This window comes from Hyalangium ruber (assembly GCF_034259325.1).
Classification (GTDB): domain Bacteria; phylum Myxococcota; class Myxococcia; order Myxococcales; family Myxococcaceae; genus Hyalangium_A; species Hyalangium_A rubrum.
The window spans coordinates 190260-214746 of the sequence record NZ_JAXIVS010000012.1; the positions used below are offsets into that span (position 1 = coordinate 190260).

Below are 24487 nucleotides of genomic sequence, written 5' to 3' on the forward strand. Positions count from 1 at the left end.
AACGAGCGCCTTCATGCCTCGGTGCCGTCCACGTGATCAGTCCCCGCCATCCCACGCGAGGCCAGGATGACGACCAAGAGGAGCGCCGTCATCGCGAAGCCGATGACGATGGCGGTCAACACGAGCGCCTGGGGCACCGGGTCCGTGTAGTGCGAGAGATCCTGCGGGACCCCCTCCACGAGGATGGGTTCCTTGTCGATGGCGAGGCCCCCGATGCTGAAGATGAAGAGGTTGACCGCGTAAGAGAGGAGCGACAGGCCGACGACGAGCTGGAACGTGCGAGGCCGGAGCAGGAGCCACACGCCAGAGCCGGTCAGCACTCCGATGGCGATCGCGAGTACCACTTCCATCACTCACCTCCCGAGGCTCGGTGCGCGCGGATCGACTGGTGAGCGATCGCCACGAGAATGAGCAACGTGGAGCCCAGCACCAGACAGAACACGCCTAGATCGAAAAACGTCGCGCTCCCGATGTGGATCTCGCCCAGGACCGGAGCGTTCACATGGAAGGTATGCGAGGTGAGCAGCGGATAGCCGACCACGAATGACCCCGCGGCCGTACCAAGGACCAGCAGGAGCCCGATCCCGATCAGCGCGCGCGGCGCGAGGCGCAGGTGCTCCTCGACCCACTCGGTTCCGGAGACGAGGTACTGGAGCAGGAAGCCCACCGACATCACCAACCCCGCCACGAAGCCGCCTCCGGGCGCGTTGTGCCCTCTCAGGAAGAAGAACGTCGCCACCACTCCCGTGACGGGCAGGAGCAGGCGAACCAGCACCGCCGGGACCATCAGGTACCCCACCGCGGTGTCCCGCGCCAGACGAGGGTTCACCAGATCCGTCTGCAAGTCCTTCGGGAGCGCCTGCTGCTGCGGGGGAAGTTCCATGACCTCGGACGCCGGCCGGAAGCGCCGCAGGAGCGCGTAGACCGTGAGCGCGACGAGCGACAGCACCACGCCCTCCCCGAAGGTGTCGAACCCTCGGAAGTCCACCAGCATCACGTTCACCACGTTCCGCCCTCCCCCTCCGCTCAGGGCGTTCTCGAGGAAGAACGAGGTGCGTTCGGGGAAGTCTCGCGTCATCACCGCGTACGCCAGGACCGCCATTCCACCGCCGGCACTCAGCGCGATGACGAAGTCGCGAGCCCGGCGGCCCCTGGCAACCCTCAAGGTGTGCGCATCGAACACGCCGCGGGTCGGCTCTCGCGGCGGAAGCCACCGGAGCCCGAGCAGGATGAGCAGCGTCGTCACCACCTCAACGGTGAGTTGGGTGAGCGCGAGGTCCGGCGCCGAGAACCAGATGAACGTGACGCAGCACACCGCGCCCGCGGTCCCCGACAGCATGAGCGCGGCGAGCCGATGGAACTTCGCCTGCCATGCGGCCCCTACCGCCGCCACCCCTCCAATCGCCCACAGCGCGATGAACGTCGGCGAGACAGGCACCAGGGGGCGCTCCCCCTCCCCAATGCCACCCCACAGCGCCAGGACGCCCACGCTCAGCGTGACCACCACCATCGCCAACACCTGCCGCTGGAGTCCCGCGGTCAGCAGCCAGCGCCGGGTCCATCTGCTCATGAGCGTGAGCCGCGTCAGCAGGGAGGTGAAGAGCCTCGCCCCATCCAGCCGAGCCAGAACGGGGCCACCGAGGCGCTCCCGTCTTGCCTCCCACCGCCGGACCGCTCGGTACAACACGCCGCCACCGACGAGCGCCAGCGCGCTCATCAGCAGCGGAGGCGTGAACCCATGCCATATCTTGAGGCTGTACTCCGGGAGGGGTCCACCTACGACCTGCAAGGCCGCGGCACCGAGGAGCGGCCCGATCGACACCGCGGGCGCGATGCCCACGACCAGGCACACGAGGACCAGCACCTCGACAGGAACGCGCATCCACTTGGGCGGCTCCTCCGGGACGCGCGGAGTGTCCCGCGCGCTGGCGGGTCCGAAGAACACCTTCGCCGCGAACCGGAGCGAGTAGGCGACGCTGCCCATGCCCGCCAGGGTCGCCGCGATCGGCAGGCCCCATTCGATGGCGGGACTGGCGTTGAGGAAGACCGTCTCCGCGAAGAACATCTCCTTCGACAGGAAGCCATTGAGCAGCGGGACTCCCGCCATCGCCGCCGTGGCGACGACCGCCAGCGTCCCGGTGATGGGCATCAGGCGAAAGAGCCCCGACAACCGCCGGATGTCCCGCGTCCCCGTCTCATGATCGATGATCCCCACAGCCATGAATAGCGAGGCCTTGAAGGCCGCGTGGTTCATGAGGTGAAACACCGCCGCCACCGCCGCGAGCGGGCTGTTGAGCCCGAGCAGCAGCACCACCAAGCCGAGATGCGAGATGGTGGAGTACGCGAGCAGCCCCTTCAGGTCGTGCTGGAACAGCGCCGCTCCCGCGCCGAGCAGCAGCGTGACGAGCCCCGCGGACCCGACGAGCCAGAACCAGGTCTCCGTTCCCGACAGCGCCGGCCACAGGCGCGCCAGCAGGAACACGCCCAGCTTCACCATCGTCGCCGAGTGCAGATACGCCGACACCGGCGTCGGCGCCGCCATCGCGTTCGGGAGCCAGAAATGGAAGGGAAACTGGGCGCTCTTGGTGAACGCGCCGAGGAGGATGAGGCAGAGGGCCACCCGGTAGAGCGGGTGGGCCTTGATTGCCTCGGAGTTCCTGAGGACGACCTCCAACTCGTAGCTGCCCGCGATCTCGCCGAGCACCAGCAGCCCGGCGAAGAGGCACAGGCCTCCCATCCCGGTGACCGTGAGCGCCATCCGGGCCCCGCGCTGGGCGTCCTTCCGTTCGTTCCAATAGCCGATCAGCAGGAACGAGAAGAGGGAGGTCAGCTCCCAGAAGAACGCCAGCAGCAGCAGGTTTCCCGAGAGGACCACGCCCAACATCGCGCCCATGAAGGCCAGGAGGAACGCGAAGAACCTCGGCACGGGATCCGACGGCGAGAGGTAGTACCTCGCATACAGCATCACCAGCGCGCCGATGCCCAAGACGAGCATGCAGAACGTCCAGGAGAGGCCATCGAGCCGCAGCACCAGCTCGAGCCCCAGCGAGGGCACCCACGGGATCCGCTCGACCCACAGGCCACCCCCCTGAACTTTCGGGAAATGGAGCGCCACTCCCACGAGCCCCACCAGGGCGGTAAGGCCCGCGAGCCCGGCCGCGCGGTTGCGGGCACTCGTGGGCAGCAACGCCGCGATGGCGCCAGAGACCGCGGGAAGGATCAAGAGAGCGAGAAGCGGCATCTTCTCTACTCCCGAGTCATCTTGGGCATCGCGCCACCATGCGCAACCCCACCGCGCGTTACAAGCGAAAGGAGCGGTGACGGTCACGATGGTTGAATGTGTGGCAGACCCGGCATGGCCCTCAGGGATGCGCGATCACGATGAGCGTCGGCGCCCGAGCCTCGACGCACGCCATCACCTTGCGCATGGTCACGGGATCCAGCGCTCCGAACGCCTCATCGAGCACCACGATCCTCGCCCGCTGCAGCAGCGCCCGCGCCACGAAGACGCGGCTCTGCTCCCCATGCGAGAGCTGCCAGCCGCTCTCGCCGACCATCTGCATCAACCCGGAGGGCATCCGGGAGAGCAGCTCCCCCAGTCCCAGCTCCTCGCAGAGTGCTCGTGCGACCCGTAGGTCCTCGGGAGTAGGAGGCCAGGCCCGTCCTAACAGCAGGTTCATGGCCAGCGTGCCGGACACCACATAGTTCTCGTGGAATTGAGGAGCACCGGCGATCTGCGCGCCCCACCCGTCCGTCGTCCAGGTCGCCCTGTCCAGGCCTCCCAGCAGCAACAACCCCGAGCCCTGGCCCCGCAGCCCCGTCAGGATGGAGGCAAACGTCGACTTGCCCGAGCCCGAGGGCCCCTCCAGGAGCACGCGTTCACCCGAGCGCACCACCAACGACGCCCCTTCGAGCACCGCTCGGGGCGATCCCGGATGCCGGAACGCGAGATCACGCACCTCCAGCAAGGCCTGCTCTTCCGGAAGCGCCGCGCCTGGCGAGAGCGGAGACGCCCCGGGTACACCTTCGGAGCACTTCGCGGCCTTCAGGATGGGGCGGACGCTGCGAAACAGCACGCGCGCCCCCAGCAGGGCCAGGGAGCCGACGGTGAGCGCCCCCACGGCGCGCGCCGCCATGAGCGCTGCCCCTACCCCCACAGCAATCCTGGCCGCTGGGGCTCCCGCGAGCACGCCTGGCAGCGTGGCGAGGATCGCCACCGGCAGGAGACCCCTTCGCGCGAGCGTCATCACCCGCGCCGTGGACTCGTCCCACTGCTCGGAGGCCTTGGCATAGTGCGCCAGCTCCTGATCCTCCTCGTCATGCCATCGCTCTGGTTGCTCCTGCGCGAGCCGCGTCCGGTAGCCGAGCATCCGCTCGATGAGCGCATGCGTCATACCCACCCGAGCCTCCGTCCACCTGCGGAAGAGCAACGCCTGGCGGGCGACAAGCACCGCCATCCCGCAGCAGAAGCCCCCCAGCGCCACCAGCCCGTATCCGCCCGCCGGGCCCGCCGCCATGACACTCGCCGCCATCACCAGATCGATCACCGCCAGGACGCTGGCGAAGCTGCCAGCCAGCGACATCTGTTCCAGTCCCGCGCTCTCGTAGGTCCTCCCGACGTACTCGCCAATGCCGCCGCGCCGCGCCTCGTCCACGGGCAGGGCGAGCGCCCCCGCCAGCAGCTGCCTGCGCAGCAGCGCGGAGAGGTCCATCACCAGCGTTCCCTGGACCCAGGCCAGCGCCGCCTGGAGCGGCACCATCGTCAACCCCATGAGGGCCCACGCCCAGAGCCACCCCGGGTCCAGCTGTCCCTCGAAGGCGCCCCGCCCAATCAACCACCACATGGAGAGCACGCCCGCCTGGATGACGCCCGCGAGCAGGAGGAGCAACAGCAGCCGCCATCCACCGCGCAGCGCCCGCAGGTGATGGCGCAGGCGGGCTCCGGGTGGCAGCCGGAGCGTGCGCCCGGCGACGAGGTAGGTATTGGCGAGCTGGAGCCCCAGCAACGCCCGCCGGGCCGTGGCCCGCTGAGGACCCCTCAGCCCCGTTCGCTCCAGGACACGATCGGCCACGGGGCCCTGGTGCCCCTCGGCGCGCGCCCGCACGGCCGCTGTCAGCGTGGAGAAAGGCACCTTGTGCAGCGACTCATCGGGGGCGATGAGCCGCGCGGTCTGCCCCGAGGACGACACGCGCAGCAGGGCAACCACCGCACTCCCCTGGGTGCTCACGACCTCCACGAGCGCGGGAGCCGCACGTCCCAGAGGCGTCTCGACTTCGCCGTGGCGCGTGTAGAGCAGCTTCAGCTCGAGCCCCAGGGCATGGGCCGCCGCGTCCAGCCACTCTCCCACGCGGCTCGGATCCTCTGGCACCGCGTGGGACAGAGCCGGGAGCGGGTTGGGCAGAGGCAACCGCGCCGCACGCGCCAAGGCTTCCAAGGCCTCGCCCGCACGCTCGATGGGCCAGGCCACTGCTTCCAGTGTCTCCTCCGACATGAGCGTCACCCCTCCTCCACGGCCCGCTCGGAGAGCACGCCTTGATCCAGGACCAGCCGCCTCCATCCCTCTCGCCCCGAGAGATCCCGTCGCATCCCCGCCTCCAGCTCCAGCAAGGCGCGATAGTGGGAGTCCTCCCGCGCCGCGAGCGTCCGAGGGTTCCCATCCTCGACCAGCGTCCCCTCCTGGATGACCAGGACACGATCGAACGAGAGCGTCTCGGCGATGTCATGCATGACGCAGAGCAAGGTGGCGCCCTTCACACCCTGCCGGGCCCGCTCCAGCAGCTCCGCGCGACGGTCACGCTCGAGCCCTCGGAACGGCTCATCGAAGATGGCCAGCCGCACCCCGGGGCGCAGTAACGCTCGGCCCAAGCGCACCCGCTGCCCCTCACCGCCTGACAACAACCCCCCCCCCTCTCCCAGCCGGGTCTGAAGCCCCTGGGGCAGCTTGTCGAGCACCTCGACGAGGTCGGCCCTGTGCAGCACCTGCCCCACCCGGGGCAGCGCCTCGCCCGCTTCGACTCCGTAGGCGAGGTTGTCCACCATCGACTTGTTCCAGAGCATCACCTCGGGCTCCACCCACGCCGTCTCCCGCCTCAGCCGCCACAACGCCGCTCCCTCCAGCGGCTCTCCATCCACCTCGACCCGGCCGCTGGCTGCCCGGTGCCACCCCAGCAGCACTCCCACCAGCGAGGACTTCCCAGCGCCCGAGGGGCCCACGATGGCGACGTGCTCCCCGGCTCGAACCGAGACATCCACTCCCTGCAACAACGTGTGGCCAGAGGCTTTCACCTCCACCTGGCGCAATGAGAACGCCACTCCCCGTGCCACCTCCGCCGGTGGCTCCGTCTGCCTCCGTGCGGCCAGCGCGACGTGCGGAGCTACCTCGTCAGGAGCCAGCAGCGGCTCCATCAGGCGACCGGTGAGCGACGACGCGGCGGGGTACTGGCGCAACCCGTCGGCGAGCTGCCGGCCCAGCCCCGTCATCGCCAGCGCCCAGTAGACGAGCAGCAGGACCGCCCCAGGTTGTACTCCCCGCGAGAGCGCGTGCAGGACCACCGCCACCGCGCCCACGGTGGCGGCGAGCGAGCAGATCGTGTCGACGGTGATGCCTCGGCGCAGCAAGGTGCGCGCCGCGGAGACGAAGTGGTGCAGCGGCTCCTCATGGGCCCGGCGCAGCGTCAGCTCGGCACGGTGTGCCCGCAGCGCTACCCCCCCGCGCAGTGCATCGAGGTAGAAGCGCGAGAGCACACCGTCGAAGTCCCGTAGCCGGCGGTCGGCATCGAGCAGCGAGCGCTGCGCGAGCAAGGGAATGGCGATCGCCAGCCCGCCCGTCAGGAAGATCAAGGGCGCGCTTCGCGGTGCCAACCATGTCAGCCCCGCGAGTGTCACCAGCAGCTCGGCACAGCCGCGCAGCAAGAGGACCGCGAGGCTCGGCACCGCGCGCACCATGTGGATGCCATGGCAGCGCTGAGCCATGTCCGAGACGAGCCGGCTGCGAAAATAGCGATCTCCCAAGCGGGGGATCTTCCCGAGGAACGCGAGCCGAAGGCGGAGTTCCAGGCGCCTCCCCAGTTGGAGCGTCCCGCGTGAGAGTGGCAGTTCCAGCATGAACAGCAGTCCCAGCAACGCGAGCAGCGTCGCGACGCCGACGATCCGCTGCTCCGGAGTCGTGAGGTAGCGCCCCGCGTCGATGATCCCGCGCAGGAGCAGCGCCTCCACGAAGCCTCCCACCGCCGCGGTGACCCCGATGGCGGCAAGCACCGCCGGCTTGAGCACCCCGTCCCGGCGCAACAAGGCCACGAGCTCACGGAGCGGGCGGGTGGGGGCCTCGCGCAAAGCCGCCTCGAGTTCCGGAGACAGCGGCGGTGCATCGCTCCCTCTCTCGCCGCGCAGCCCCTTGGCCTGAACGCACACGCTCCCGCGAAGGGTGAGTTCATCGGCGCCCGGCTTCCCCAGTGCTGTCCAATAGATGGTGGGGATGAGTTCCTCGGCGCGCCCCTCCTCCAGGGCCGTCAGCACTTCGGGCAGGAGTTGCTCGACAAACCTCGCGGCCAGCTCACCCCGCTTCAGGCCATCGCCGTCCACGAGCGTCTGCGCCAACCGCACCGTCGCATCCAGGCATGCCAGGCGCTTCCAGGTGGGGTCCCCGAGCGCCTCCTTGACCAGCCGCTCGGACGTGGGCCCGGCCGCGAGCACCGACAGCCTGCGACGCAGCCCCACCAGGAACTCCTCCGTGCCAGCCCATTCGCGGAACGCCCCGGCGGACACGGTCATCGTGTGGATGAAGAGCCGGTCGAGCAGCTCGTCCACGGACACCCAGCGCCGCCCCAGCGCCGGATCCATGATCTGAACGAGGTGGCCCCACTTCTTCCAGACCACCACGAAGTGCAGGTTGCCGTCCTCCAGCCGCACCACCACGATGGCCGGCAGTACCCCTGCTCCGGCCAGGAGCACATGATCCCGCGGGACCATGTGCTGCTCCGCCTCCAACCCCAGCTTGCCGGCCAGCTCCTCGAGCACATCAATGGAGGTGCCATCGACGTCGCTCTGACAGGCCTCGCGAAGCCTTCCATAGCTGATGGCCACGCCGAAGCCTTCGAGCAGGGCCTTGAGGGCCGCCGGGCCGCAGTCCATGGCCGAGGTCTGGATGACCTCCGGGACGAAGAGGCGCGGGGACCCGGTCATGACTTCGGCTCCCGCCCTTCGGGAGCTCCGCCTCGCCTCGCCTCCCGGCCCAAGGTTCGAAGCACGAGCTGTGACGGCGTCGCCCGGTCCACCTCGATGTCCACCATGCCCGGCAGCCCGTGTTCGAGCGGAATGCCCAGCGGCAGCTCATCCAGCGAGAGCTCCACGCGCACCAGACCATCGCGAACCTCGCTCGCCACCGCCACCACCGTGGCCTTCAACATGCCGAACTCCGTCCAGGAGAAGCCCTCCAACCGCATCCGCGCCCGCTGCCCCGCCCGTACCCTCCCCAGGGATGAGGCCGGGATGAACTGCGCGACGATGCGCACCGAGCCCCCCGCGACGACCGTGGCGATGGGGTCTCCCTCCCTGAGCTGCGCGCCCACTCGCACGGAGCTCGTCTCGCCGAGCACACCATCCGCCGGCGCTCGAATGATGCGGCGCTCCAGTTCCTCGCGCAGGCGCGCCACGCTGGCACGCGCCACGCTCTCGTCCGCCTCGAGTCGGGCGATCTCTCCCCGCAGCGCGGCGAGGCGGGTGCGCCGCTCGGTGGATTGCACCGTGCCGCCCAACCTCGCGCTCGCCAACGCGGCTCGCGAGGCCTGCTCGGCGGCCAGGGTGCGCTCCAGCTCCGCGCGGGCCCTGCCCCACTCCATCTCGCTCACCACCCCCCGTTTCCAGAGCCGCTCGGTGCTCGTCGCCTCTTCCTGGGCGCGCCGCGACACCGTCTCCGCCTCGCTGAGCCGGGCCCGCGCCTCCTGAACTCCCGCGACCCCCTGCCCCTTTTGCTCCACCAGCGCGCTCTGCTCCGCCTCGAGCTGAGCGCGCGCTGCCTCGAGCTGCGGCCCCAGGCCTTGGAGCACGGCCTCTGCCTCCGCGACCTGGCGCTCCTCGTGCTCACGTGACAGCTCGACGAGGACCTCCCCCGCATGCACGGAGCGGTGAAGCTCCAGCTGCGTCTTCACCACCCGCCCCTCCACGGGTGAATCAATGGCATACACCTCGCGATGGAGCTCCAGCCGCGCCTGCACGCTGCGCTCGTAGACCGTGGTGGGCGCCAGCGTGAACCAGCCTCCCCAAAGCGCGAACAGCCCTACCGGCAACAGCCCGAACGCCCACCGTCCTCGCCCTCGGGCCAGCGCGCGCAAGGTACGTGGGAAAATGCCTTCGACCTTCATGGAGGCCCCCGCTTCGACTCCGCCCTCCAGGGCATAGAGCCGAGCCAGCCGGCCTTGTGAGGAACTTCAGTGCTCCCGGGGAATCAGCCCGCTCGTCCTGCCAGCAACCCTTCCGAGAGGGCTTCTCATCACAGGGGCCTCGCTCCGGACTCCATCGACCCGAGGAACTCCATGAGTGAGAACGCCGCGTCGGTCGACCCCCATGAGATGCTGTACCTGCCCCTTCGGCGTCGCTTCATGAGCGAGTACGTGGACACCCCCGAAGGCACCAAGGAGCTGCGCCTCTTCTTCGGCTTCAAGGAGATCTCGTTCGATGAACCGGAGCTGTTCTCCTTTGGCGAGACACTGATCAAGCAGGAACAGTTCATGGCGGGCAGCGCCACCACATGGAGCTCGGGTGAGCCCCTTCCGTGGGAGCGCGTGAAGAACATGCTCGAAGCGTTGCTGAACGAGGAGGTTCTCTCACGCGAACCCCCGAAGCCCCCTCCCGAGAGCGAGCACCATCGGAAGATGCTGGAGGCCGAGGCCCTACGGGACGCGCCTACCGAGCCCCTGTGGTGGAACCCGGACTGCCCGCGTGTCATGGAGCGCCTGGTGGGCCGGCCGCTGGAGCTGGGCTTCCTCGAGTCGGTGCTCCCTGTCCACCGCATTGCCCACCCCGCGTTCGACGCCGAGGGCCGCCACGTCGGAGAGAGCAACGTCTTCCCCGATGCCATGCGCATGAAGCTCCAGACGGAGTGGCGCGTGTGCCGCTACCCGGGCAGCCGCTATCTCAACGAGGCGCTGATGAACCTGACCGCGCTCAAGGCGATGACGCGGTACTGGAAGCCCATTCTGCAGGAGGTGCTGGAGGTGCGCGCGGAGTTCCTGCGCCGCTATCCCCCGCCTCCAGACGGAAGCTGGCGGATGGGAGACCTTCACGCCATGGCCTACTCGGTGCTGGCCCTGCCAACCTTGATGCTGATGCGCGCGAACGCCCCCGTCCCCAACGGCGCGTTGGATCCCGTGCTGTCCTCCCTGTTCCGGGTGACGGATGGCGTGCGGATGGTCACGGCCTATCTGCTCTTCCTGCCGGAAATGCCGATGACGTACGACACGCCCATGACGGCAGCCGAGCTGTTCCGCGTCACGGAGCATGACAACCACTTCATCTCGAACCGGGGCGTCTGCGCCGGCCCGCAACTCATGGTGGAGGAGTTCTTCGGGACGCTGCTGGATGGCAAGCCCGTGGCGAACGCGCCCCCGCCCCAGGCAGCGTGGGACGCCGAGATCCCCGCCGCGGTGGATTACGCGCTCCACGGGCTGAAACTCTATTGTCTCCAGTTCAATCTCTGGAGCCACATGTGCCGCGCCTACGAGCTGATTCGCGCGGCGCTGCTCGAGGTGGAGGATGCGCCAGAGAGCGTCCTGGGCCGGCTGCGCGCGCGCATCGAGCGCGATTGGCAGCACATCCTGCCCACCCGCTTGAACCAGTCCACCCAACGAGATTGGGCCGAGGCCCGCTACATCGAGATGTTCGACCAGGCCCAGCGTGGCCTGAGGGGCTTCCGAGAGGACGCGCGGATGCACCTGCGGGACGCATTCACCCCTGCCAGGGATGAGGTGGATGAGAATGCCCGGCGGCAGCTCCAGGAGCTGCTCCGCACGCGCGCGGGGTCGCTCTCCGAGGCTCGAAGGCACGCCCTCGATGCCGTGGCGAATACCCTCGCGGGGTATCTGGCTATCGAGCGCTCAACGCTACGGGCCCTGGAGAACGTTCAGCGACAGGTCAATGCATTGCTCCAACGCCCCCACCCGGCGCGGAAGTTCTCCAATACGGACCTCTCACTCCATCACCGCCTGCGCGTCGGCACCATCGGAGTGCTGCCCTACTTGCCGGAGGTGTTCCGAGACGAGCTGGGTATCGCCATCGAGAACACGGAGGATGCCACCCGCTTCAGCCCCATCAGCTCTGCCTGAAAATAATTCCATCACACGGGCTCCCTTCCTCACTCATTCGGAATGAACCCCAACGCAACACCCAGGAGGAGCAAACACATGAAGATCAAGACGACCGTTCGTGGTGGCCTCGCGCTCATCGACCCCACGGTTTACCCCGGTGGTTATGGTGGCCGCGGGTGCCCGGGTGGTGGCGGCTACCCCATCCGCAAGCTGACCTACCTGGTGCCGTAATCCAGGTCGGCGGCGGCCGCGGGTGATTCGAGTCGTCAGTGGGCGCCAGGCTGCGCCCGCTGGCGGCTTTGTCTTTGTGGAGTAACCCTCCCTTGCAGAGCCTCCAGGACGATTTCGGCTCACAGATGCGTCGAGCACTCTCCGTCTCGGTTGCAGGCACTACCCGGAGGAAAATCGATGCCCTCAATTCATGGTCGTCTGGTGCGCAATGGAGAAGGAACTCCGATGGGGCAGTTCGTCCCCTCGGGCAAATTCGGCAGGATCTTCCCGACACTGCAGCCGCTGATCCCGCCGCTGGCCGCGTTGGAGGAGCTCGGCCGCGCGATGAAGGATGCCAACCCCGCGGACCCCAAGGGAGACAACGAAGACATCCCCGCGGGCTTCACCTACCTGGGCCAGTTCATCGACCACGACATCACCTTCGACACCACCTCCATCCAGGAGGTGCAGGTCGACCCGTTGGCCCTGCACAACTTCCGCACGCCCGCGCTCGATCTGGACTGCGTTTATGGCCGAGGTCCGGGCGACCAGCCCTACCTCTACCAGCTGCCTCCCAATGACGCGCTCTTCCTCATCGGGACCACCAGCGCCAACACGCCGGGCGGCGATCCGAAGGTACAGACTTCGCTGCCGTTCGACCTGCCGCGAGGCCCGCAGTCGCTGGCCATCATCGGGGACCCTCGCAACGACGAGAACCTCATCGTCGCCCAGCTGCACCTGGCATTTCTCCGCTTCCACAACAAGGTGGTCGCGGGGCTTCAGAACGGCACCATCACGCCTCCGCCCTCCGCGACCCAGTCCTCCCTCTTCGAGCAGGCCCGCCGGCTCGTCACCTGGCACTACCAGTGGATCGTCGTGAACGACTTCCTGCGAAAGGTGGTGGATCCGCACGTACTCGACCACGTGCTCGAGCGCGGCCGGGCGTTCTACCTGCCGAAGGGTGATGCCTTCATCCCCGTGGAGTTCTCCGCCGCCGCCTACCGCCTGGGCCACAGCATGGTGCGCGAGGCCTATGACTTCAACGAGGTGTTCACCTTCAAGCCCAGCCCGCGCCAGGTGGTGCCGGCGACGCTCCAGCTGCTGTTCAACTTCTCCGGGCGCTCCGGCGTGGGCGTGCCGATCCCCAGCGATTGGATCATCGACTGGCGGCGGTTCTTCCGGTTCCCCAACGACGGGGTCACGGCCGGTCTCAGCCGCAGGCTCGACCCGTTCCTGGCGCCGACACTCGCGGAGATCCCCGACCACGGCGTGCTGCCCGGCGTCAACCTGCCCATCGCCAACCTCAAGCGCGGGCGCAGCCTCGGCCTGCCCTCCGCGCAGAACGTGGCCCGGCGCATGCGCATCGAGCCGCTCTCGCCCAAGGACATCGCCAAGGGGCCGGATGGCGCGGTCGCCGAGAAGCACAACCTGCACGTCGAGACCCCGCTCTGGTACTACATCCTCAAGGAGGCCGAGCAGCGCGGCGGCGCCAAGCGCCTGGGGCCCGTGGGCAGCCGCATCCTGGCCGAGGTCTTCGTGGGCCTGCTCGAGCTGGACGCGAGCTCCTACCTGGCCAGCAACCCGCAGTGGAAGCCCACCCTGCCCTCGGCCAAGAAGGGCGACTTCGCGATGACGGATCTGCTCTCCTTCGCGGGAGACCTGTCGCCGATCAACGATCCGAAGAACGTGAAGCCCTGAGGCTTCACTTCGGCCAGAGCGTCACGGCTCTGGCCGTCTCGGAGCTCCACACCCGCTTCCGTCCCCGGTACATCCGGGGATGGGCGCCGGAGTCGGCGAGCGAGACGAGCAGGTACGGCCCGCGGACCTGGAGGCTGATCATGTCGTTCGGCCGATAGGGGTACGCGGGCAGTGCCACCACCTTCCCCTTGTCGAGCCACCGGATGAGCCCGGTCGACAGCAGATCGTTGCCGAAGGGCGTGCTCCAGATCGCCAGCCGGTGCGCCCCGCTCCGGAACTCGGACCACTGCCCCTCGGGCTGCTCCGGGGAGAGCTCGTAGAGCGGATCGAGCACCGCGTCGTCTTCGATCTCCAGGGCCTCGAACCGGGGATCGAGCGCGCGAATCGACCGCTCCCCCAGCTGCTTGCGGTGCTCCAGGGCCGCGGTGCCCAGCCCGTCCTGGGAGGCCTTCGACTCCATCCGAAGCCACTTCCCGCCCAGGAAGGCGAATGCGTGGGCCACCATCGGAGGCCGCGACTCCCGGGCGTCGAGCGGGAGCATGGCCTTGTCGAGGGTCACCCCGAAGAACCGCGCCTGCTCGGCCGTGACGCTCTGAAGGGCGAGCCCGAGCAGGCGGCCTCCCGAGTCGAAGCCGTACTCGATGAGCTCCCCCTCCGGAGGCAGCGGCAGCTCCTCGACGCCGCTCGTGGTGAGGTCCACGAGGAACAGCCGGTCCCGGAACGCCGAGCTGGGGAATGGCTCGGGGAAGGTGGGCTTGCCCACCACGGGCATGCTGACCGCGCCGCGCCAGAACCGCACCGCGCCGCGCTTGCCGTCCCGGCTCAAGGCGGTGCTGCCCCCCTGGCAGCCCGCCGCGAGGCGCGCGAGCACCTGGCGCTTCGAGGCCACGGGCTCCACCTTCACCCACTCGCACTGGCCTTCGACGGGCTCCAGCAGCGAGAGCGTGGCATCGGTCTCCGCCGCGCCTCCTGGGAAGACAGGCGCGAGCAGGACCGAGGCGAACAGGGCGAACGAGAGCGTCTTCAAGGTCCCACCATTGTCCCACAAGCTCCGGGGCGAGAAAGGATTCCATCCCGGACACCCCCAGGCGAATAGGCCTGTGCGATGCCGGGCCCCATGGTACCCATGCGGCGTGAGCGCTCCCTTTGACCAGCTCGGCCTGTCGCCCGAGGCTCTTGAAGCCGTGCGCCGCGCACGCTTCGCCCAGCCCACCCCCATCCAGCAGCGGGCCATTCCTCCCGCCCTGGCGGGCAAGGATGTCATCGGCTGCGCCGCCACGGGCACCGGCAAGACGGCCGCCTACGTGCTCCCCCTGGTGGAGCGCTTCGCCGGCCGCCAGGGCACCCTCGGGCTGGTGCTGGCGCCCACCCGTGAGCTGGTCCAACAGATCGCCGAGCCCGTGCGCTTCTTCTCCGAGCCGCGCGGCCTCCACCACGCGGTGGTCATTGGCGGCGAGGACATGGCGGCCCAGGTGGATGCCCTGAAGCAGCGCCCCACCTTCGTGCTCGCCACCCCGGGCCGGCTGGTCGATCTGCTGGAGAACGGCGCTGCTTCGTTCTCACACCTGGAGGCCCTGGTGCTCGACGAGGCGGACCGGATGCTCGACATGGGCTTCCTGCCCCAGATCGAGCGCATCCTCGCCGCCCTCCCCCGCCGCCGGCAGACGCTGCTGTTCTCCGCCACCCTGGGCCCGGACGTGAGCCGCTTCGCGCGCGAGCAGCTGCGCCAGCCCGTGCGCATCGAGGTGACCCGCAGTGGCACCCCCGCCGAGCGCGCCGAGCAGCGACTGTACCTGGTGAAGCCCGAGGAGAAGTCTCCGTTGCTGCTTGCGCTGCTGGCGCGCGACGAGGCGACCGCGCTCGTCTTCACCCGCACCCGCGAACGCGCGGACAAGGTCCACCGGACCCTGCAGCGCGCGGGGTACCGGTGCGGCGTGCTGCACGCGGACCGCACCCAGAACCAGCGCCAGCAGGCCATGGACGCCTTCCGCAAGGGCACCTATCGCTGCCTCGTCGCCACCGACATCGCCGCGCGCGGGCTGGACGTGGAGGACGTGGGGCACGTCATCAACTACGACCTGCCCCACGCGCCCGAGGACTATGTCCACCGCATCGGCCGCACCGCGCGCGCGGCGGCCAGTGGGGTCGCCTCCACGTTCGCCACGTCCCGGGAGTCCGCGACGCTCGCGAGCATCGAGCGTGTCATGCGCGCGAAGATCCCCCGCCGCCCCGTGCCTCGCGAGGATCCGATCTTCCAGGCGGAGTGGGAGCGGCTCCAGACCGCGCAGCGCGATCCCGGCCCGCCCCAGAAGGACCATGGCGTCTCGAAGCGCGCGGAGGGGCATGCGCCCGGACGCCACGCGAGGACGCACAAGCGACGCTAGCCCGCCCCCGAGGCCGCTAGACCGCCACCGATTCTCCAGGCAGGGTAGGCCTCGTGGCGAAGAACGCAGATCGAGAGCTGAGGGACTTGCTCGAGTCGACGCAGGCGGAGGTCAAACGCCTCAAGGCCGAGCTGACCGCGCGTGAGAGCACGGGGTACGAGACGGCGCAGCGGGAGCTGGAAAAGGAACTCCAGGCGCTGCGAGCACGGGCCCAGGCGCTGGAGAAGGAGAACGCGGCGCTCCGAAAGGGCCGCGAGGCTGCGGCCAGCGAGCGACTCGCCGCGCTCAAGGCCGAGCTGAGTCATGTACGTCAGGAGGCCAGCCAGGCGAGCGATGAGGCAAAGCAGTTGAAGAAGCGCCTGGAGGCCACGACCCGAGAGTTGGAAAAATCGCGGGCCAAGGTGCAGCGCCTGAGCAATCTCCCCTCTCGCGACAGCAGTTCCCTGCGGGACAGGGTGGCCGCTTTCTTCTCCCGGTCGACGCGGACTGAACTCGAGCGCGCGCAAAAAGAGATAACCCGGCTCAACCAGCAACTCAGCCTGGTGCAGGTCCCTCGGAGGCGCGGCCGCTGACTCCCAAGTGAGGCCACGCGCGCCCTCCTGCTGTACAATTGCGTTACCAACAACAGGAGGAGGAGTGGTGAAGACGATGAAACTTGGATGGGTTGTGCTGGGTGCATGGATGCTTGGGTGCGCCACGACTTCGCCGCAGCCTCAGAGCACGAGCACGAGCACGCCCCAGTCCACGAGCACGGCCAGCTCGAACCTCGCGGCCAACAAGGGCGCCGTTGCCTCCAACAAGGCGGACCCCGACAAGACGCTCGTCTGCGAGGACAAGGCCATCACCGGCACCCGCATCCCCAAGAAGATCTGCCGGACGCAGCGCCAGGTGGAACAGGAGCGCGAGGCGGCCCAGAAGCAGGTTCGCGAAGGGGACCGCATCAACCGCGAGATGGGCAACTAGCGGGCGCGCCCTCATGCGCAAGTCACACGTATCCACGCGATACGTGTGACACACTCCCGCGCATGAACGCTCGCTCCCTGTTGGCCCTGGTGTGGTTGACCGCTACGGCTTGCGCCACCACGCCTTCGACTTCGTCGGATCCTTCTCTGTCCTCGGCCACCGCCGAGGACGCGCGCTTCACCACCCTCCTGAAAGAGGACTGGGAGCGCGACCTGCGCGAGTTTCCCGTCTTCGCCACCTTCATCGGCGACCCGCGCTACAACGATCGGCTGAGCGACATGTCGCTCGAGGCCATCGCACGCCGCAAGCAGGAGGCTCGCGAGCTGCTCGAGCGCGTGAAGGGGATCGACCGCTCGCGCCTCTCCGAGCCCCAGCAGCTCAACTATGATCTCTTCCGCCTGAACGTGGAGCGCGGCATCGAGGGCCAGCGCTTCCCGGAGGAGTACCAGCAGATCAGCCAGCTGGGCGGCATCCACGACATGATGGCGGAGCTCGCCCAGAGCGTGCCCAAGCGCAACGCGAAGGACTACGAGGACTTCGTCAAGCGCCTGCGCGAGGTCCCCCGCGTGCTGGACGAGTCCATGGTGCTGATGCGCAAGGGCCTGGAGGCCGGCGTCACCCCGCCGAAGGTGACGCTGCGGGACGTGGCGGGCCTCATCCGCAACCAGATCGTCGACTCGCCCGAGCAGAGCCCCATCTACCGCGCGGCCTTCGAGGGCTTCCCGCTCTCGCTCAAGCCGGAAGAGGCGCGGCTGCGCGGGGCGGTGGCCGCGGCGATCCGCGAGGCGGTGGTGCCCGCCACCCGCAAGCTGCTGACCTTCTTCGAGTCCGAGTACCTGCCGCACGCCCGTGAGCCGATCGCCATGTCCGCACTGCCCGACGGCGAGGCCTGGTACGCGTACCGGGTGAAGGGGATGACCACCACGGACCTCTCGCCCGACGCCATCCACCAGATTGGCCTGGCGGAGGTGAAGCGCATCCTCGCCGAGATGGAGCAGGTGAAGGTCGAGGCGGGCTTCCAGGGCACGCGCGCCCAGTTCGCGCAGCACCTGCTCAAGGACCCGCGCTACGCCTTCAAGTCGCGCGAGGAGCTGCTGATGACGTACCGCGACCTGGCCAAGCGCCTGGACCCGGAGCTGCCCAAGCTCTTCGGCACGCTGCCCCGGCTGACGTACGGCATCCTCCCCGTGCCCGAGTTCTCGGAGAAGACGGTGCCCGCCGGCTACTACATGCCGGGCTCGATCGAGGCGGGCCGCGCCGGGTTCTTCTTCGTCAACACCTATGACCTGCCCTCACGGCCCCGCTGGTCCGCGGACGCGCTGGTGCTGCACGAGGCCGTGCCAGGCCACCACTTCCAGCTCGCCATCGCCCAGGAGCAGGGCGGTGACGTGCCCGCCTTCCGCCGCCACGGCTACTACGGCGCCTATATCGAGGGCTGGGGTCTGTACGCCGAGTCCCTGGGCTACGAGCTGGGCGTCTACAAGGACCCGTACTCGAAGTTCGGCCGGCTCGCCTCCGAGATGCTGCGCGCCGTGCGCCTCGTGGTGGACACCGGCCTGCACTCCAAGGGTTGGACGCGTGACCAGGCCATCACCTACTTCCGCGAGAACTCCGGCGAGCCCGAGCACGACATCATCGTCGAGGTGGACCGCTACATCGTCAATCCGGGTCAGGCGCTCTCATACAAGGTGGGTGAGCTGAAGATCCACGAGCTGCGCACCCAGGCCTCCCAGGCGCTGGGCTCGCGCTTCGACGTGCGCGCCTTCCACGATGTGGTGCTCGGCTCCGGCGCGCTGCCCCTGTCCGTGCTGGAGGCGCGCGTGAAGGCGTGGGTGGCCCGCCAGAAGGAATGAACCAGGGGTGGCAACTGTCCGAACGGACACCGAGGGGAAACCCTCCCCTCGCCCACCCGGGCCCGCTTTCTGGGAAGATCTTCCCGGCTGGCCGTGTCCCAGCTTCGGGCTTGCCAGCTGCATCGCGGCCCTCGCCCCTGGAGGTTTCACATGTCGGAGAAGAGCGCGATGGAGAGAATGGTCGTCCGCACCCCGGAGATGGACTGGAAGCCGCTGGGTCCGGGCACCTCGGTCAAGATCCTCCGCGTGAGCGCGGAGACCGGCATGTGGACCATGCTGCTGAAGATGGAGAAGGGCGCCGTCTTCGCCCCCCACAAGCACCTGGGCCCCGCCGAGTACTTCATGCTCGAGGGGCTGGTGGATGTAGGCAAGGGCGTGCTCGAGCGCACCGGTGATTACGGCTACGAGCCGCTGGGCACCACGCACGAGGCCACCATCGCCCTGGAGGACTCGCTGATGACCTTCACCTCATACGGCCCCATCGCCTTCCTCGACGAGAAGGGCAACATCCTCCAGGTGCTGGGCGGGGACTACCTGCTGCAAGAGCAGGCGCAGAACCCCCAGCTCAGCGCCAAGAAGGTCGCCTGAGGCGGCCTCACCTCCGCTTCTGACCGCTCGCCTGCGCGTTGAAGGTGTCGCACGCCTCGAGGGTGCCCTGCTCCAGCCCTCGGCGGAACCAGGCGACGCGCTGGGCGGATGAGCCGTGGGTAAAGGACTCGGGGGCGACGCGGCCTCGCGCGCGCCGCTGAAGAGTGTCGTCACCAATGGCCGAGGCCGCGGCCAGCCCCTCCTCGACGTCTCCCTGTTCGAGCACCTGGCGCTGACGCTGGGCGTGGTGGGCCCAGATGCCGGCGAAGCAGTCCGCCTGGAGCTCCTGCAGCACGGACAAGGCGTTGGCCTCCGTCTGGGACATGCGGCCGCGCAGCGAGTGGACGCGCTCGGAGATGCCGAGCAGGTTCTGCACGTGGTGCCCCACTTCGTGCGCCACCACATAGGCCTGGGCGAAGTCGCCCGGAGCACCGAAGCGGCGGTCCAGCTCGTTGAAGAAGGTCAGGTCCAGGTACACGCGCTGATCCAGCGGGCAATAGAAGGGCCCCACCGCGCTCTCCTGGAAGCCGCAGGCCGACTCCACCGCGTCCGAGAAAAGGACCATGCGCGGCTCGATGTAGCGCACCCCCTGCGGCTCCAGCAGGCCCGGCCACGTGTCCTCGGTGTCCGCGAGGACGACGGAGACGAACTGCTTGAACTCCTCCTGCGCGGGATCCACCGGCGCTCCCGAGCCTCCGATGCCGACGTCGCCCGATGGGCCCGCGGCGTCACCCGGCGCGTAGTCCGAGGGGCTCCCGCCAAACAGGAGCACCAGCACGAGCGTCACCAGACCCGCGGCGCCTCCGCCCACCGCCAGTGGACGCCCCGCGCGCATGCCACGCCGATCCTCGATGTTCGTGCTGCGCCGTCCCCCCTGCCATCGCATCTCGCGCCCCCTCCCGAAGAATCCTTCCGTCCAAAGTAGGCAGCCCGCCCTCCCCCGTGGAGGAAGAGCAGCCAGGGAGGCAAGCGCCTGGCGTGATCGATTCCTCTGCGCCGATGGTCTAGCCTTCCGGAACCTTCTCCATGGCCTCCCAAACCCTCGTCTCTTCCCTGCTCCAGCGGCTGCGTCAGGCCCACCCGGATGCGCGCTACGAGCTCAACTGGACGACGCCCTTCGAGCTGCTCGTCGCCACCATCCTGGCCGCGCAGTGTACGGACGAGCGCGTCAACCGCGTCACCGCCACGCTCTTCCAGAAGTACCCGGGCCCTCGGGCCTTCGCCGAGGCGAACACCCCCGAGCTCGAGGAGGACCTCAAGCCCACCGGCTTCTACAAGCAGAAGGCGAAGTCGGTGCAGAACATGAGCCGCGAGCTGGTCTCCCGCTTTGGCGGCGAGGTGCCCCAGGACATGGAGCAGCTCGTGACGCTGCCCGGCGTGGCCCGCAAGACGGCCAACGTCGTGCTCAACACGGCCTTCAACCTCCCCTCGGGCATCATCGTCGACACCCACGTGGCGCGCGTCAGCCAGCGCCTGGGCATCACGAAGAAGGAGAAGCCCGAGGAGATCGAGAAGGACCTCATGCGGCTCGTCCCCCAGGACCAGTGGACCTTCTTCGGCCCCGCGACCGTGCTCCACGGCCGCTACACCTGCATGGCTCGCAAGCCCCGTTGCGAGGCCTGCCCCATGAACGATGTCTGCCCGAAGATCGGGCTCTGAGCCCTACTTCCCCACGACCTCCAGCCGGCTGCCGCGCGAGAGCTCGCCCAGCTCGTGCGTGAGTTCCTCCAGCTCGCGACCACCCGCCATGCGCTGGATGAGCTCCTCGCGGGAGATCTGATCCTTGGAGAAGGTGCCTTGGCTCCGGCCCCGGTTGAGGATCGTGAAGCGATCGCCGATGAGCCATGCGTGGTGCGGGTTGTGGGTGACCAGAATGACCCCACAGCCGCGCGAGCGGGCCTGGGCGATGTAGCGCAGAACGATGCCGGCCTGCTTCACGCCGAGCGCCGAGGTCGGCTCATCGAGGATGAGCACCTTGGCGCCGAAGTAGACGGCGCGGGCGATGGCGATGGACTGGCGCTCCCCGCCCGACAAAGTCCCCACGGGCTCCGACGAGTCCCGCACGTGGATGCCCATCTTGTCGAGCTCGGCGCGAACGATCGCGTCCGCCGCGCGCAGATCGAAGCGCCGGAAGGGCCAGATGCCCTTGAGCGGCTCGGCGCCCAGGAAGAAGTTCCGCACGATGGAGAGCATCGGCACCATCGCCAGGTCCTGGTACACGGTGGCGATGCCGCGCTCGCGCGCATGGCGAGGGGAGGCAAGGCGCACCTCTTCTCCCGACACGAGCATGCGGCCCCGATCCGGCAGGTGTACCCCGGACAGGGTCTTGATGAGGGTCGACTTGCCGGCGCCGTTGTCGCCGAGCACGCACATGACCTCGCCGGCGTACACGCGCATCGAGACGTCCTCGATGGCCGACACCCTGCCGAAGGACTTCGCCAGCCCCTCCACCTCGAGCAGCGGCGCGCGCTGCACCTCGGGGATGCTCATCGCCGTGCCTCCACCATCCTGCCGCGGACGTAGGTGTTCACCAGCACCGCGACGATCAACATCGCCCCCAGGAAGACCCGGTACCAGTCGGAGTCGACGCCCGCGAACACGATGCCCTGCTGCACCATGCCGAAGATGAGCGCTCCGAACGCGGCGCCCACCACCGAGCCATGGCCGCCCGTGAGCAGCGTGCCTCCGAGGACGGCGGCGAGGATCGCCTCCAGCTCCTTGCCCGTGCCGCGCAGCACGTCCGAGCCGGTGAACTTCACGGCCTGGAACGTCGCGATGAGGCACGCGCAGAACGCCGTCGTCATGAACAGCGCGATCTTCACCCGTTGCACCGGGACGCCGAGGTTGCGCGCGGCGTCCGGAGCACCACCCGCCCCGAAGATCCAGTTGCCGAAGCGCGAGCGCAACAGCACCCAGGTGGCCAGCACGGTGATGGCCACCCACCAGATCACGGAGACGGAGAAGCCACCCACCCGGCTGGCGAAGATCGTCTCGGCCGAGGCGTAGTGGAGCGCCTCGTGCAGCCCTCCCACCTGGGTGCGACCGGTCACGAGCCGCGTCACGCCGATGGTCGCCCCGCTGAGAATGAAGAGCGAGCCGAGCGTGACAATGAAGGACGGCAGCCGCGTCCGGACGACGACCACGCCGTTGGCGAAGCCCACCGCCAGCGACAGGACCATGGCCACCGCGATACCGCCCCAGATCGACCAGCCGAGCCGCTCGCAGAGCAGCGAGATCGTCATGCCGCTGGCGGCGATCATCGAGCCGACCGAGAGGTCGAACTCCCCAGCGATCATGAGCAGCGAGACGGCGGCGGCCAGGATCCCCAGCTCGGAGGCGATCTCGAGGTACGTCGCGGACCCGGCCCAGGACAGGAAGCCGGATCCCCCCGCGTAGAGGGCGAAGAAGACCCAGACGGCTACCACGCCACACGCCGCGCCGAGTTCAGGGCGGTTGAAGATTCTGCGCATTGACTGCTACCGGATGCCTTGCTTGCTGAGCTCGATGACCCGAGCCGCGGTGTCCTTGGTCACGAAGCCGGGGCCCGTCGGCAGGATCCCTCCCGCCGGCATCACCCCGTACTGCTTGTACTGGGACAGGATCACGATCGGCAGGTAGCCCTGCAGGTACTGCTGCTGATCGATGGCGAACTCCAGCTCGCCGTCCCGGATGCCCGTGAGCACGTCGGGCGTCAGGTCGAACGTGCCCAGCTTCACCTTGCCCAGGTTGCCGCCCTGCTTGAGCGCGGCCAGCGCGGCGCGCGAACCCAGGGGGCCCAGGGTGAGGATGCCGTCGGCGCCCTCGCCCAGCGCGGCGGTGACCTTCTGCTGCGAGTCGGTCGGGTCCGCCGCGTTCACCGCGAGCACCTTGCCCGTGCCTCCCGCCTTGGTGATCGCGTCCAGGAAGCCCTTGCAGCGCAGATCGAGCGAGGCGTTGCCCACCTCGTGGTTGACGCACAGGGCGTTCTTCACGCCCGAGGCCGCCATCTTCTCGCCGCCGCCGACTCCGGCCTCATACTCCGTCTGGCCGACGTGCAGCAGCACGCCGAGCTGCTTGTACACGTCGCTGCCGGAGTTGATCGAGATGACGGGGATGCCCGCCTCCACCGCGGCCTTGATCGAGCGCGAGAGGGCGTTGGGGTCCGGGATGGAGACCACCAGTCCGTCCGGCTTCTTCGCCACCTCGGCGTCGATCAGGCGGCTCATGGCCACCATGTCGAAGGTCTGCGGCGCGTTGTAGGTGACGGTGACCCCGAGGTCCTTGGCGCCGTTGTCGACACCGTTCTTCACCACGGACCAGAACGTATCGGAGGCCTGCCCATGCGTGACGACGGCGATCTTGATGTCCTTGCGAGGCGCGCTCTCGGCTGAGGGCGCGGGCGCCGATGCGGGCTTGGCCGGCTCGCTGCCCTTGGTACACGCCGCCGCGAGGAGGATGGCGACCCCTCCGATCAGTGCCCGGACCCTCTGCATACGCATGTCTTCCCCTCTTCTTGTTTGAAAGCGGGCGGAATCTAGCCCGGCCCTGGCCGATTCGTGGAACCCCGAATTTCGTCGAGGGCTCCACTCTCAGTCCGGGTTGCCCGCCCTCCGAGCGCCCTACCGCTCGACGCCCGAGCGCCTTTTGGCGTACCTAGGGGGCCATGACCGCACGCCCCGAGTTGCTCGTCGTTGGCCACGTCACCCGCGATTACATCCGGGGAGAAACCCGCCTGGGTGGCGCCGCCTCGTTCTCCTCACGGGTCGCGGCCACGCTCGGCATCGAGACGGCGCTCGTCACGTCGGCCCCTTCGGACTACGCGCTGATGGCCCCGCTGCGGTCGCTGCCCGGGCTGTCGATCCATGTCGTGCCGAGCCCGACGGTGACCACCTTCGAGCTCGACTACAGCGGCCCGCGCCGCCGCCTCTATCTGCGCGAGGTGGCGCGCCCCATCCGCATCGAGGACATCCCGCCCGAATGGCGCGACATCCCCGTGGCTTATGTGGCGCCCGTGGCGGGCGAGTGCGATCGGGCGCTCGTCGAGGGGCTGCGCTCGAAGCTGATCTGTGTGGGGCTCCAGGGCTGGCTCCGGAAGACCGCCCCGGATGGGCTCGTGGAGCCGAGCATCCACTCCGAGGCCTCCGAGCCTCCCCGAGGGTTGGGCGCGGCCGTCTTCTCCGAAGAGGACCATCCCGAGGCCGAGTTCCTCGCCGAGCAGTTCGCCCGCCGGGGCCCGGTCGTGGCCCTCACGCGGGGCCGGCGCGGCTCCACCGTGCGCGCGGGCAGCCAGCAGTGGGAGATCCCCGCCGCGCCCGCCAACGAGGTGGATCCGACAGGCGCTGGGGACGTGTTCGGGATTGGCTTGACGCTCGCGCTCGCGCGGGGCGCCTCGGCTCCGGACGCGGCACGGGCCGCCGCCGCGATCGCCGCGCGCGTCGTCGAGGGCCCTGAGATGGGGAACCTCTCGGCGGCGGATGCCATGCACCTGCCTCCGCGCCCGTGAGCCACCCG

20 protein-coding genes are annotated in these 24487 nt (G+C 68.9%); 10 read left to right on the forward strand and 10 right to left on the reverse strand.

Annotated elements, in window-relative coordinates; translation table 11 throughout:
* Positions 1 to 11: 11 nt before the first annotated feature.
* From SYV04_RS30680 to SYV04_RS30700, 5 genes are all read right to left on the reverse strand, one after another.
* Positions 12 to 350: a Na+/H+ antiporter subunit C gene (locus SYV04_RS30680; RefSeq protein ID WP_321549511.1), complete on the reverse strand. Its 339-nt coding sequence runs from the start codon at positions 348 to 350 to the stop codon at positions 12 to 14.
* Positions 350 to 3241, reverse strand: coding sequence for a monovalent cation/H+ antiporter subunit A (locus tag SYV04_RS30685; protein WP_321549512.1), 2892 nt, complete (start codon positions 3239 to 3241; stop codon positions 350 to 352). The genes SYV04_RS30680 and SYV04_RS30685 overlap by 1 nt, the downstream gene beginning before the upstream one ends.
* A gap of 121 nt (positions 3242 to 3362) precedes the next feature.
* Positions 3363 to 5492: an ABC transporter ATP-binding protein gene (locus SYV04_RS30690; protein WP_321549513.1), complete on the reverse strand. Its 2130-nt coding sequence runs from the start codon at positions 5490 to 5492 to the stop codon at positions 3363 to 3365.
* Between the two features lie 5 nt (positions 5493 to 5497).
* Entirely contained in the window at positions 5498 to 8182 is a 2685-nt protein-coding gene (locus SYV04_RS30695; protein WP_321549514.1) for an ATP-binding cassette domain-containing protein, read from the reverse strand.
* Positions 8179 to 9360 (reverse strand): HlyD family secretion protein, encoded by a 1182-nt coding sequence (locus tag SYV04_RS30700; RefSeq protein WP_321549515.1) that lies wholly within the window; start codon positions 9358 to 9360, stop codon positions 8179 to 8181. Before SYV04_RS30700 ends, SYV04_RS30695 begins: the two co-directional genes overlap by 4 nt.
* A gap of 171 nt (positions 9361 to 9531) precedes the next feature.
* Between SYV04_RS30700 and SYV04_RS30705 the strand changes: the two genes are divergently transcribed.
* The 3 genes from SYV04_RS30705 to SYV04_RS30715 all read left to right on the forward strand — a co-directional run bounded on the left by SYV04_RS30705 (position 9532) and on the right by SYV04_RS30715 (position 13209).
* Positions 9532 to 11319 (forward strand): hypothetical protein, encoded by a 1788-nt coding sequence (locus tag SYV04_RS30705; RefSeq protein WP_321549516.1) that lies wholly within the window; start codon positions 9532 to 9534, stop codon positions 11317 to 11319.
* A 78-nt stretch (positions 11320 to 11397) separates the two neighbouring features.
* Positions 11398 to 11532: a hypothetical protein gene (locus tag SYV04_RS30710; protein ID WP_321549517.1), complete on the forward strand. Its 135-nt coding sequence runs from the start codon at positions 11398 to 11400 to the stop codon at positions 11530 to 11532.
* Between the two features lie 225 nt (positions 11533 to 11757).
* A complete protein-coding gene (locus SYV04_RS30715) occupies positions 11758 to 13209 on the forward strand; it encodes a peroxidase family protein (RefSeq protein WP_321549518.1) in 1452 nt (483 codons plus the stop codon).
* Positions 13210 to 13213: 4 nt separating this feature from the next.
* Here SYV04_RS30715 and SYV04_RS30720 read toward each other — a convergent pair whose 3' ends face one another.
* Positions 13214 to 14236: a hypothetical protein gene (locus SYV04_RS30720; protein WP_321549519.1), complete on the reverse strand. Its 1023-nt coding sequence runs from the start codon at positions 14234 to 14236 to the stop codon at positions 13214 to 13216.
* Positions 14237 to 14342: 106 nt separating this feature from the next.
* Here SYV04_RS30720 and SYV04_RS30725 point away from each other — a divergent pair, with 106 nt between their 5' ends.
* The 5 genes from SYV04_RS30725 to SYV04_RS30745 all read left to right on the forward strand — a co-directional run bounded on the left by SYV04_RS30725 (position 14343) and on the right by SYV04_RS30745 (position 18997).
* On the forward strand, positions 14343 to 15593 hold the full coding sequence (locus SYV04_RS30725) for a DEAD/DEAH box helicase (RefSeq protein WP_321549520.1): 1251 nt from the start codon (positions 14343 to 14345) through the stop codon (positions 15591 to 15593).
* 53 nt (positions 15594 to 15646) lie between these two features.
* On the forward strand, positions 15647 to 16165 hold the full coding sequence (locus SYV04_RS30730) for a hypothetical protein (RefSeq protein WP_321549521.1): 519 nt from the start codon (positions 15647 to 15649) through the stop codon (positions 16163 to 16165).
* Positions 16166 to 16241: 76 nt separating this feature from the next.
* The gene (locus SYV04_RS30735; RefSeq protein ID WP_321549522.1) at positions 16242 to 16556 is read left to right on the forward strand and encodes a hypothetical protein; all 315 of its coding nucleotides are present in this window, start codon (positions 16242 to 16244) and stop codon (positions 16554 to 16556) included.
* 62 nt (positions 16557 to 16618) lie between these two features.
* The gene (locus tag SYV04_RS30740) at positions 16619 to 18409 is read left to right on the forward strand and encodes a DUF885 domain-containing protein (RefSeq protein WP_321549523.1); all 1791 of its coding nucleotides are present in this window, start codon (positions 16619 to 16621) and stop codon (positions 18407 to 18409) included.
* A gap of 150 nt (positions 18410 to 18559) precedes the next feature.
* Positions 18560 to 18997: a 2,4'-dihydroxyacetophenone dioxygenase family protein gene (locus tag SYV04_RS30745; RefSeq protein ID WP_321549524.1), complete on the forward strand. Its 438-nt coding sequence runs from the start codon at positions 18560 to 18562 to the stop codon at positions 18995 to 18997.
* 7 nt (positions 18998 to 19004) lie between these two features.
* Here SYV04_RS30745 and ypfJ read toward each other — a convergent pair whose 3' ends face one another.
* Positions 19005 to 19883, reverse strand: a complete 879-nt coding sequence (gene ypfJ / locus SYV04_RS30750) for a KPN_02809 family neutral zinc metallopeptidase (protein ID WP_321549525.1) — start codon at positions 19881 to 19883, stop codon at positions 19005 to 19007.
* 140 nt (positions 19884 to 20023) lie between these two features.
* Here ypfJ and nth point away from each other — a divergent pair, with 140 nt between their 5' ends.
* Positions 20024 to 20656 carry an endonuclease III gene (nth, locus tag SYV04_RS30755; protein ID WP_321549526.1) on the forward strand — a complete coding sequence of 211 codons (633 nt, stop codon included), beginning with the start codon at positions 20024 to 20026 and terminating at the stop codon, positions 20654 to 20656.
* 3 nt (positions 20657 to 20659) lie between these two features.
* On the opposite strand, the gene SYV04_RS30760 is transcribed toward nth, so the two are convergent.
* The 3 genes from SYV04_RS30760 to SYV04_RS30770 are packed head-to-tail and all read right to left on the reverse strand — an operon-like array spanning position 20660 to position 23475.
* A complete protein-coding gene (locus tag SYV04_RS30760; RefSeq protein ID WP_321549527.1) occupies positions 20660 to 21487 on the reverse strand; it encodes an ATP-binding cassette domain-containing protein in 828 nt (275 codons plus the stop codon).
* Positions 21484 to 22467: an ABC transporter permease gene (locus tag SYV04_RS30765; RefSeq protein ID WP_321549528.1), complete on the reverse strand. Its 984-nt coding sequence runs from the start codon at positions 22465 to 22467 to the stop codon at positions 21484 to 21486. Before SYV04_RS30765 ends, SYV04_RS30760 begins: the two co-directional genes overlap by 4 nt.
* Before the next feature lie 6 nt (positions 22468 to 22473).
* Positions 22474 to 23475, reverse strand: coding sequence for a sugar ABC transporter substrate-binding protein (locus SYV04_RS30770; RefSeq protein WP_321549529.1), 1002 nt, complete (start codon positions 23473 to 23475; stop codon positions 22474 to 22476).
* 164 nt (positions 23476 to 23639) lie between these two features.
* Here SYV04_RS30770 and SYV04_RS30775 point away from each other — a divergent pair, with 164 nt between their 5' ends.
* Positions 23640 to 24479 (forward strand): PfkB family carbohydrate kinase, encoded by an 840-nt coding sequence (locus SYV04_RS30775; RefSeq protein WP_321549530.1) that lies wholly within the window; start codon positions 23640 to 23642, stop codon positions 24477 to 24479.
* The last annotated feature ends 8 nt before the right edge of the window (positions 24480 to 24487 follow it).

Coding starts and splice junctions, on each gene's coding strand:
- SYV04_RS30680 (WP_321549511.1), bottom strand. CDS start 350: ATGGAAGTGGTACTCGCGATCGCCATCGGAGTGCTGACCGGCTCTGGC.
- SYV04_RS30685 (WP_321549512.1), bottom strand. CDS start 3,241: ATGCCGCTTCTCGCTCTCTTGATCCTTCCCGCGGTCTCTGGCGCCATC.
- SYV04_RS30690 (WP_321549513.1), bottom strand. CDS start 5,492: ATGTCGGAGGAGACACTGGAAGCAGTGGCCTGGCCCATCGAGCGTGCG.
- SYV04_RS30695 (WP_321549514.1), bottom strand. CDS start 8,182: ATGACCGGGTCCCCGCGCCTCTTCGTCCCGGAGGTCATCCAGACCTCG.
- SYV04_RS30700 (WP_321549515.1), bottom strand. CDS start 9,360: ATGAAGGTCGAAGGCATTTTCCCACGTACCTTGCGCGCGCTGGCCCGA.
- SYV04_RS30705 (WP_321549516.1), top strand. CDS start 9,532: ATGAGTGAGAACGCCGCGTCGGTCGACCCCCATGAGATGCTGTACCTG.
- SYV04_RS30710 (WP_321549517.1), top strand. CDS start 11,398: ATGAAGATCAAGACGACCGTTCGTGGTGGCCTCGCGCTCATCGACCCC.
- SYV04_RS30715 (WP_321549518.1), top strand. CDS start 11,758: ATGGGGCAGTTCGTCCCCTCGGGCAAATTCGGCAGGATCTTCCCGACA.
- SYV04_RS30735 (WP_321549522.1), top strand. CDS start 16,242: ATGAAACTTGGATGGGTTGTGCTGGGTGCATGGATGCTTGGGTGCGCC.
- SYV04_RS30740 (WP_321549523.1), top strand. CDS start 16,619: ATGAACGCTCGCTCCCTGTTGGCCCTGGTGTGGTTGACCGCTACGGCT.
- SYV04_RS30745 (WP_321549524.1), top strand. CDS start 18,560: ATGTCGGAGAAGAGCGCGATGGAGAGAATGGTCGTCCGCACCCCGGAG.
- ypfJ (WP_321549525.1), bottom strand. CDS start 19,883: ATGCGATGGCAGGGGGGACGGCGCAGCACGAACATCGAGGATCGGCGT.
- nth (WP_321549526.1), top strand. CDS start 20,024: ATGGCCTCCCAAACCCTCGTCTCTTCCCTGCTCCAGCGGCTGCGTCAG.
- SYV04_RS30760 (WP_321549527.1), bottom strand. CDS start 21,487: ATGAGCATCCCCGAGGTGCAGCGCGCGCCGCTGCTCGAGGTGGAGGGG.
- SYV04_RS30765 (WP_321549528.1), bottom strand. CDS start 22,467: ATGCGCAGAATCTTCAACCGCCCTGAACTCGGCGCGGCGTGTGGCGTG.
- SYV04_RS30770 (WP_321549529.1), bottom strand. CDS start 23,475: ATGCGTATGCAGAGGGTCCGGGCACTGATCGGAGGGGTCGCCATCCTC.
- SYV04_RS30775 (WP_321549530.1), top strand. CDS start 23,640: ATGACCGCACGCCCCGAGTTGCTCGTCGTTGGCCACGTCACCCGCGAT.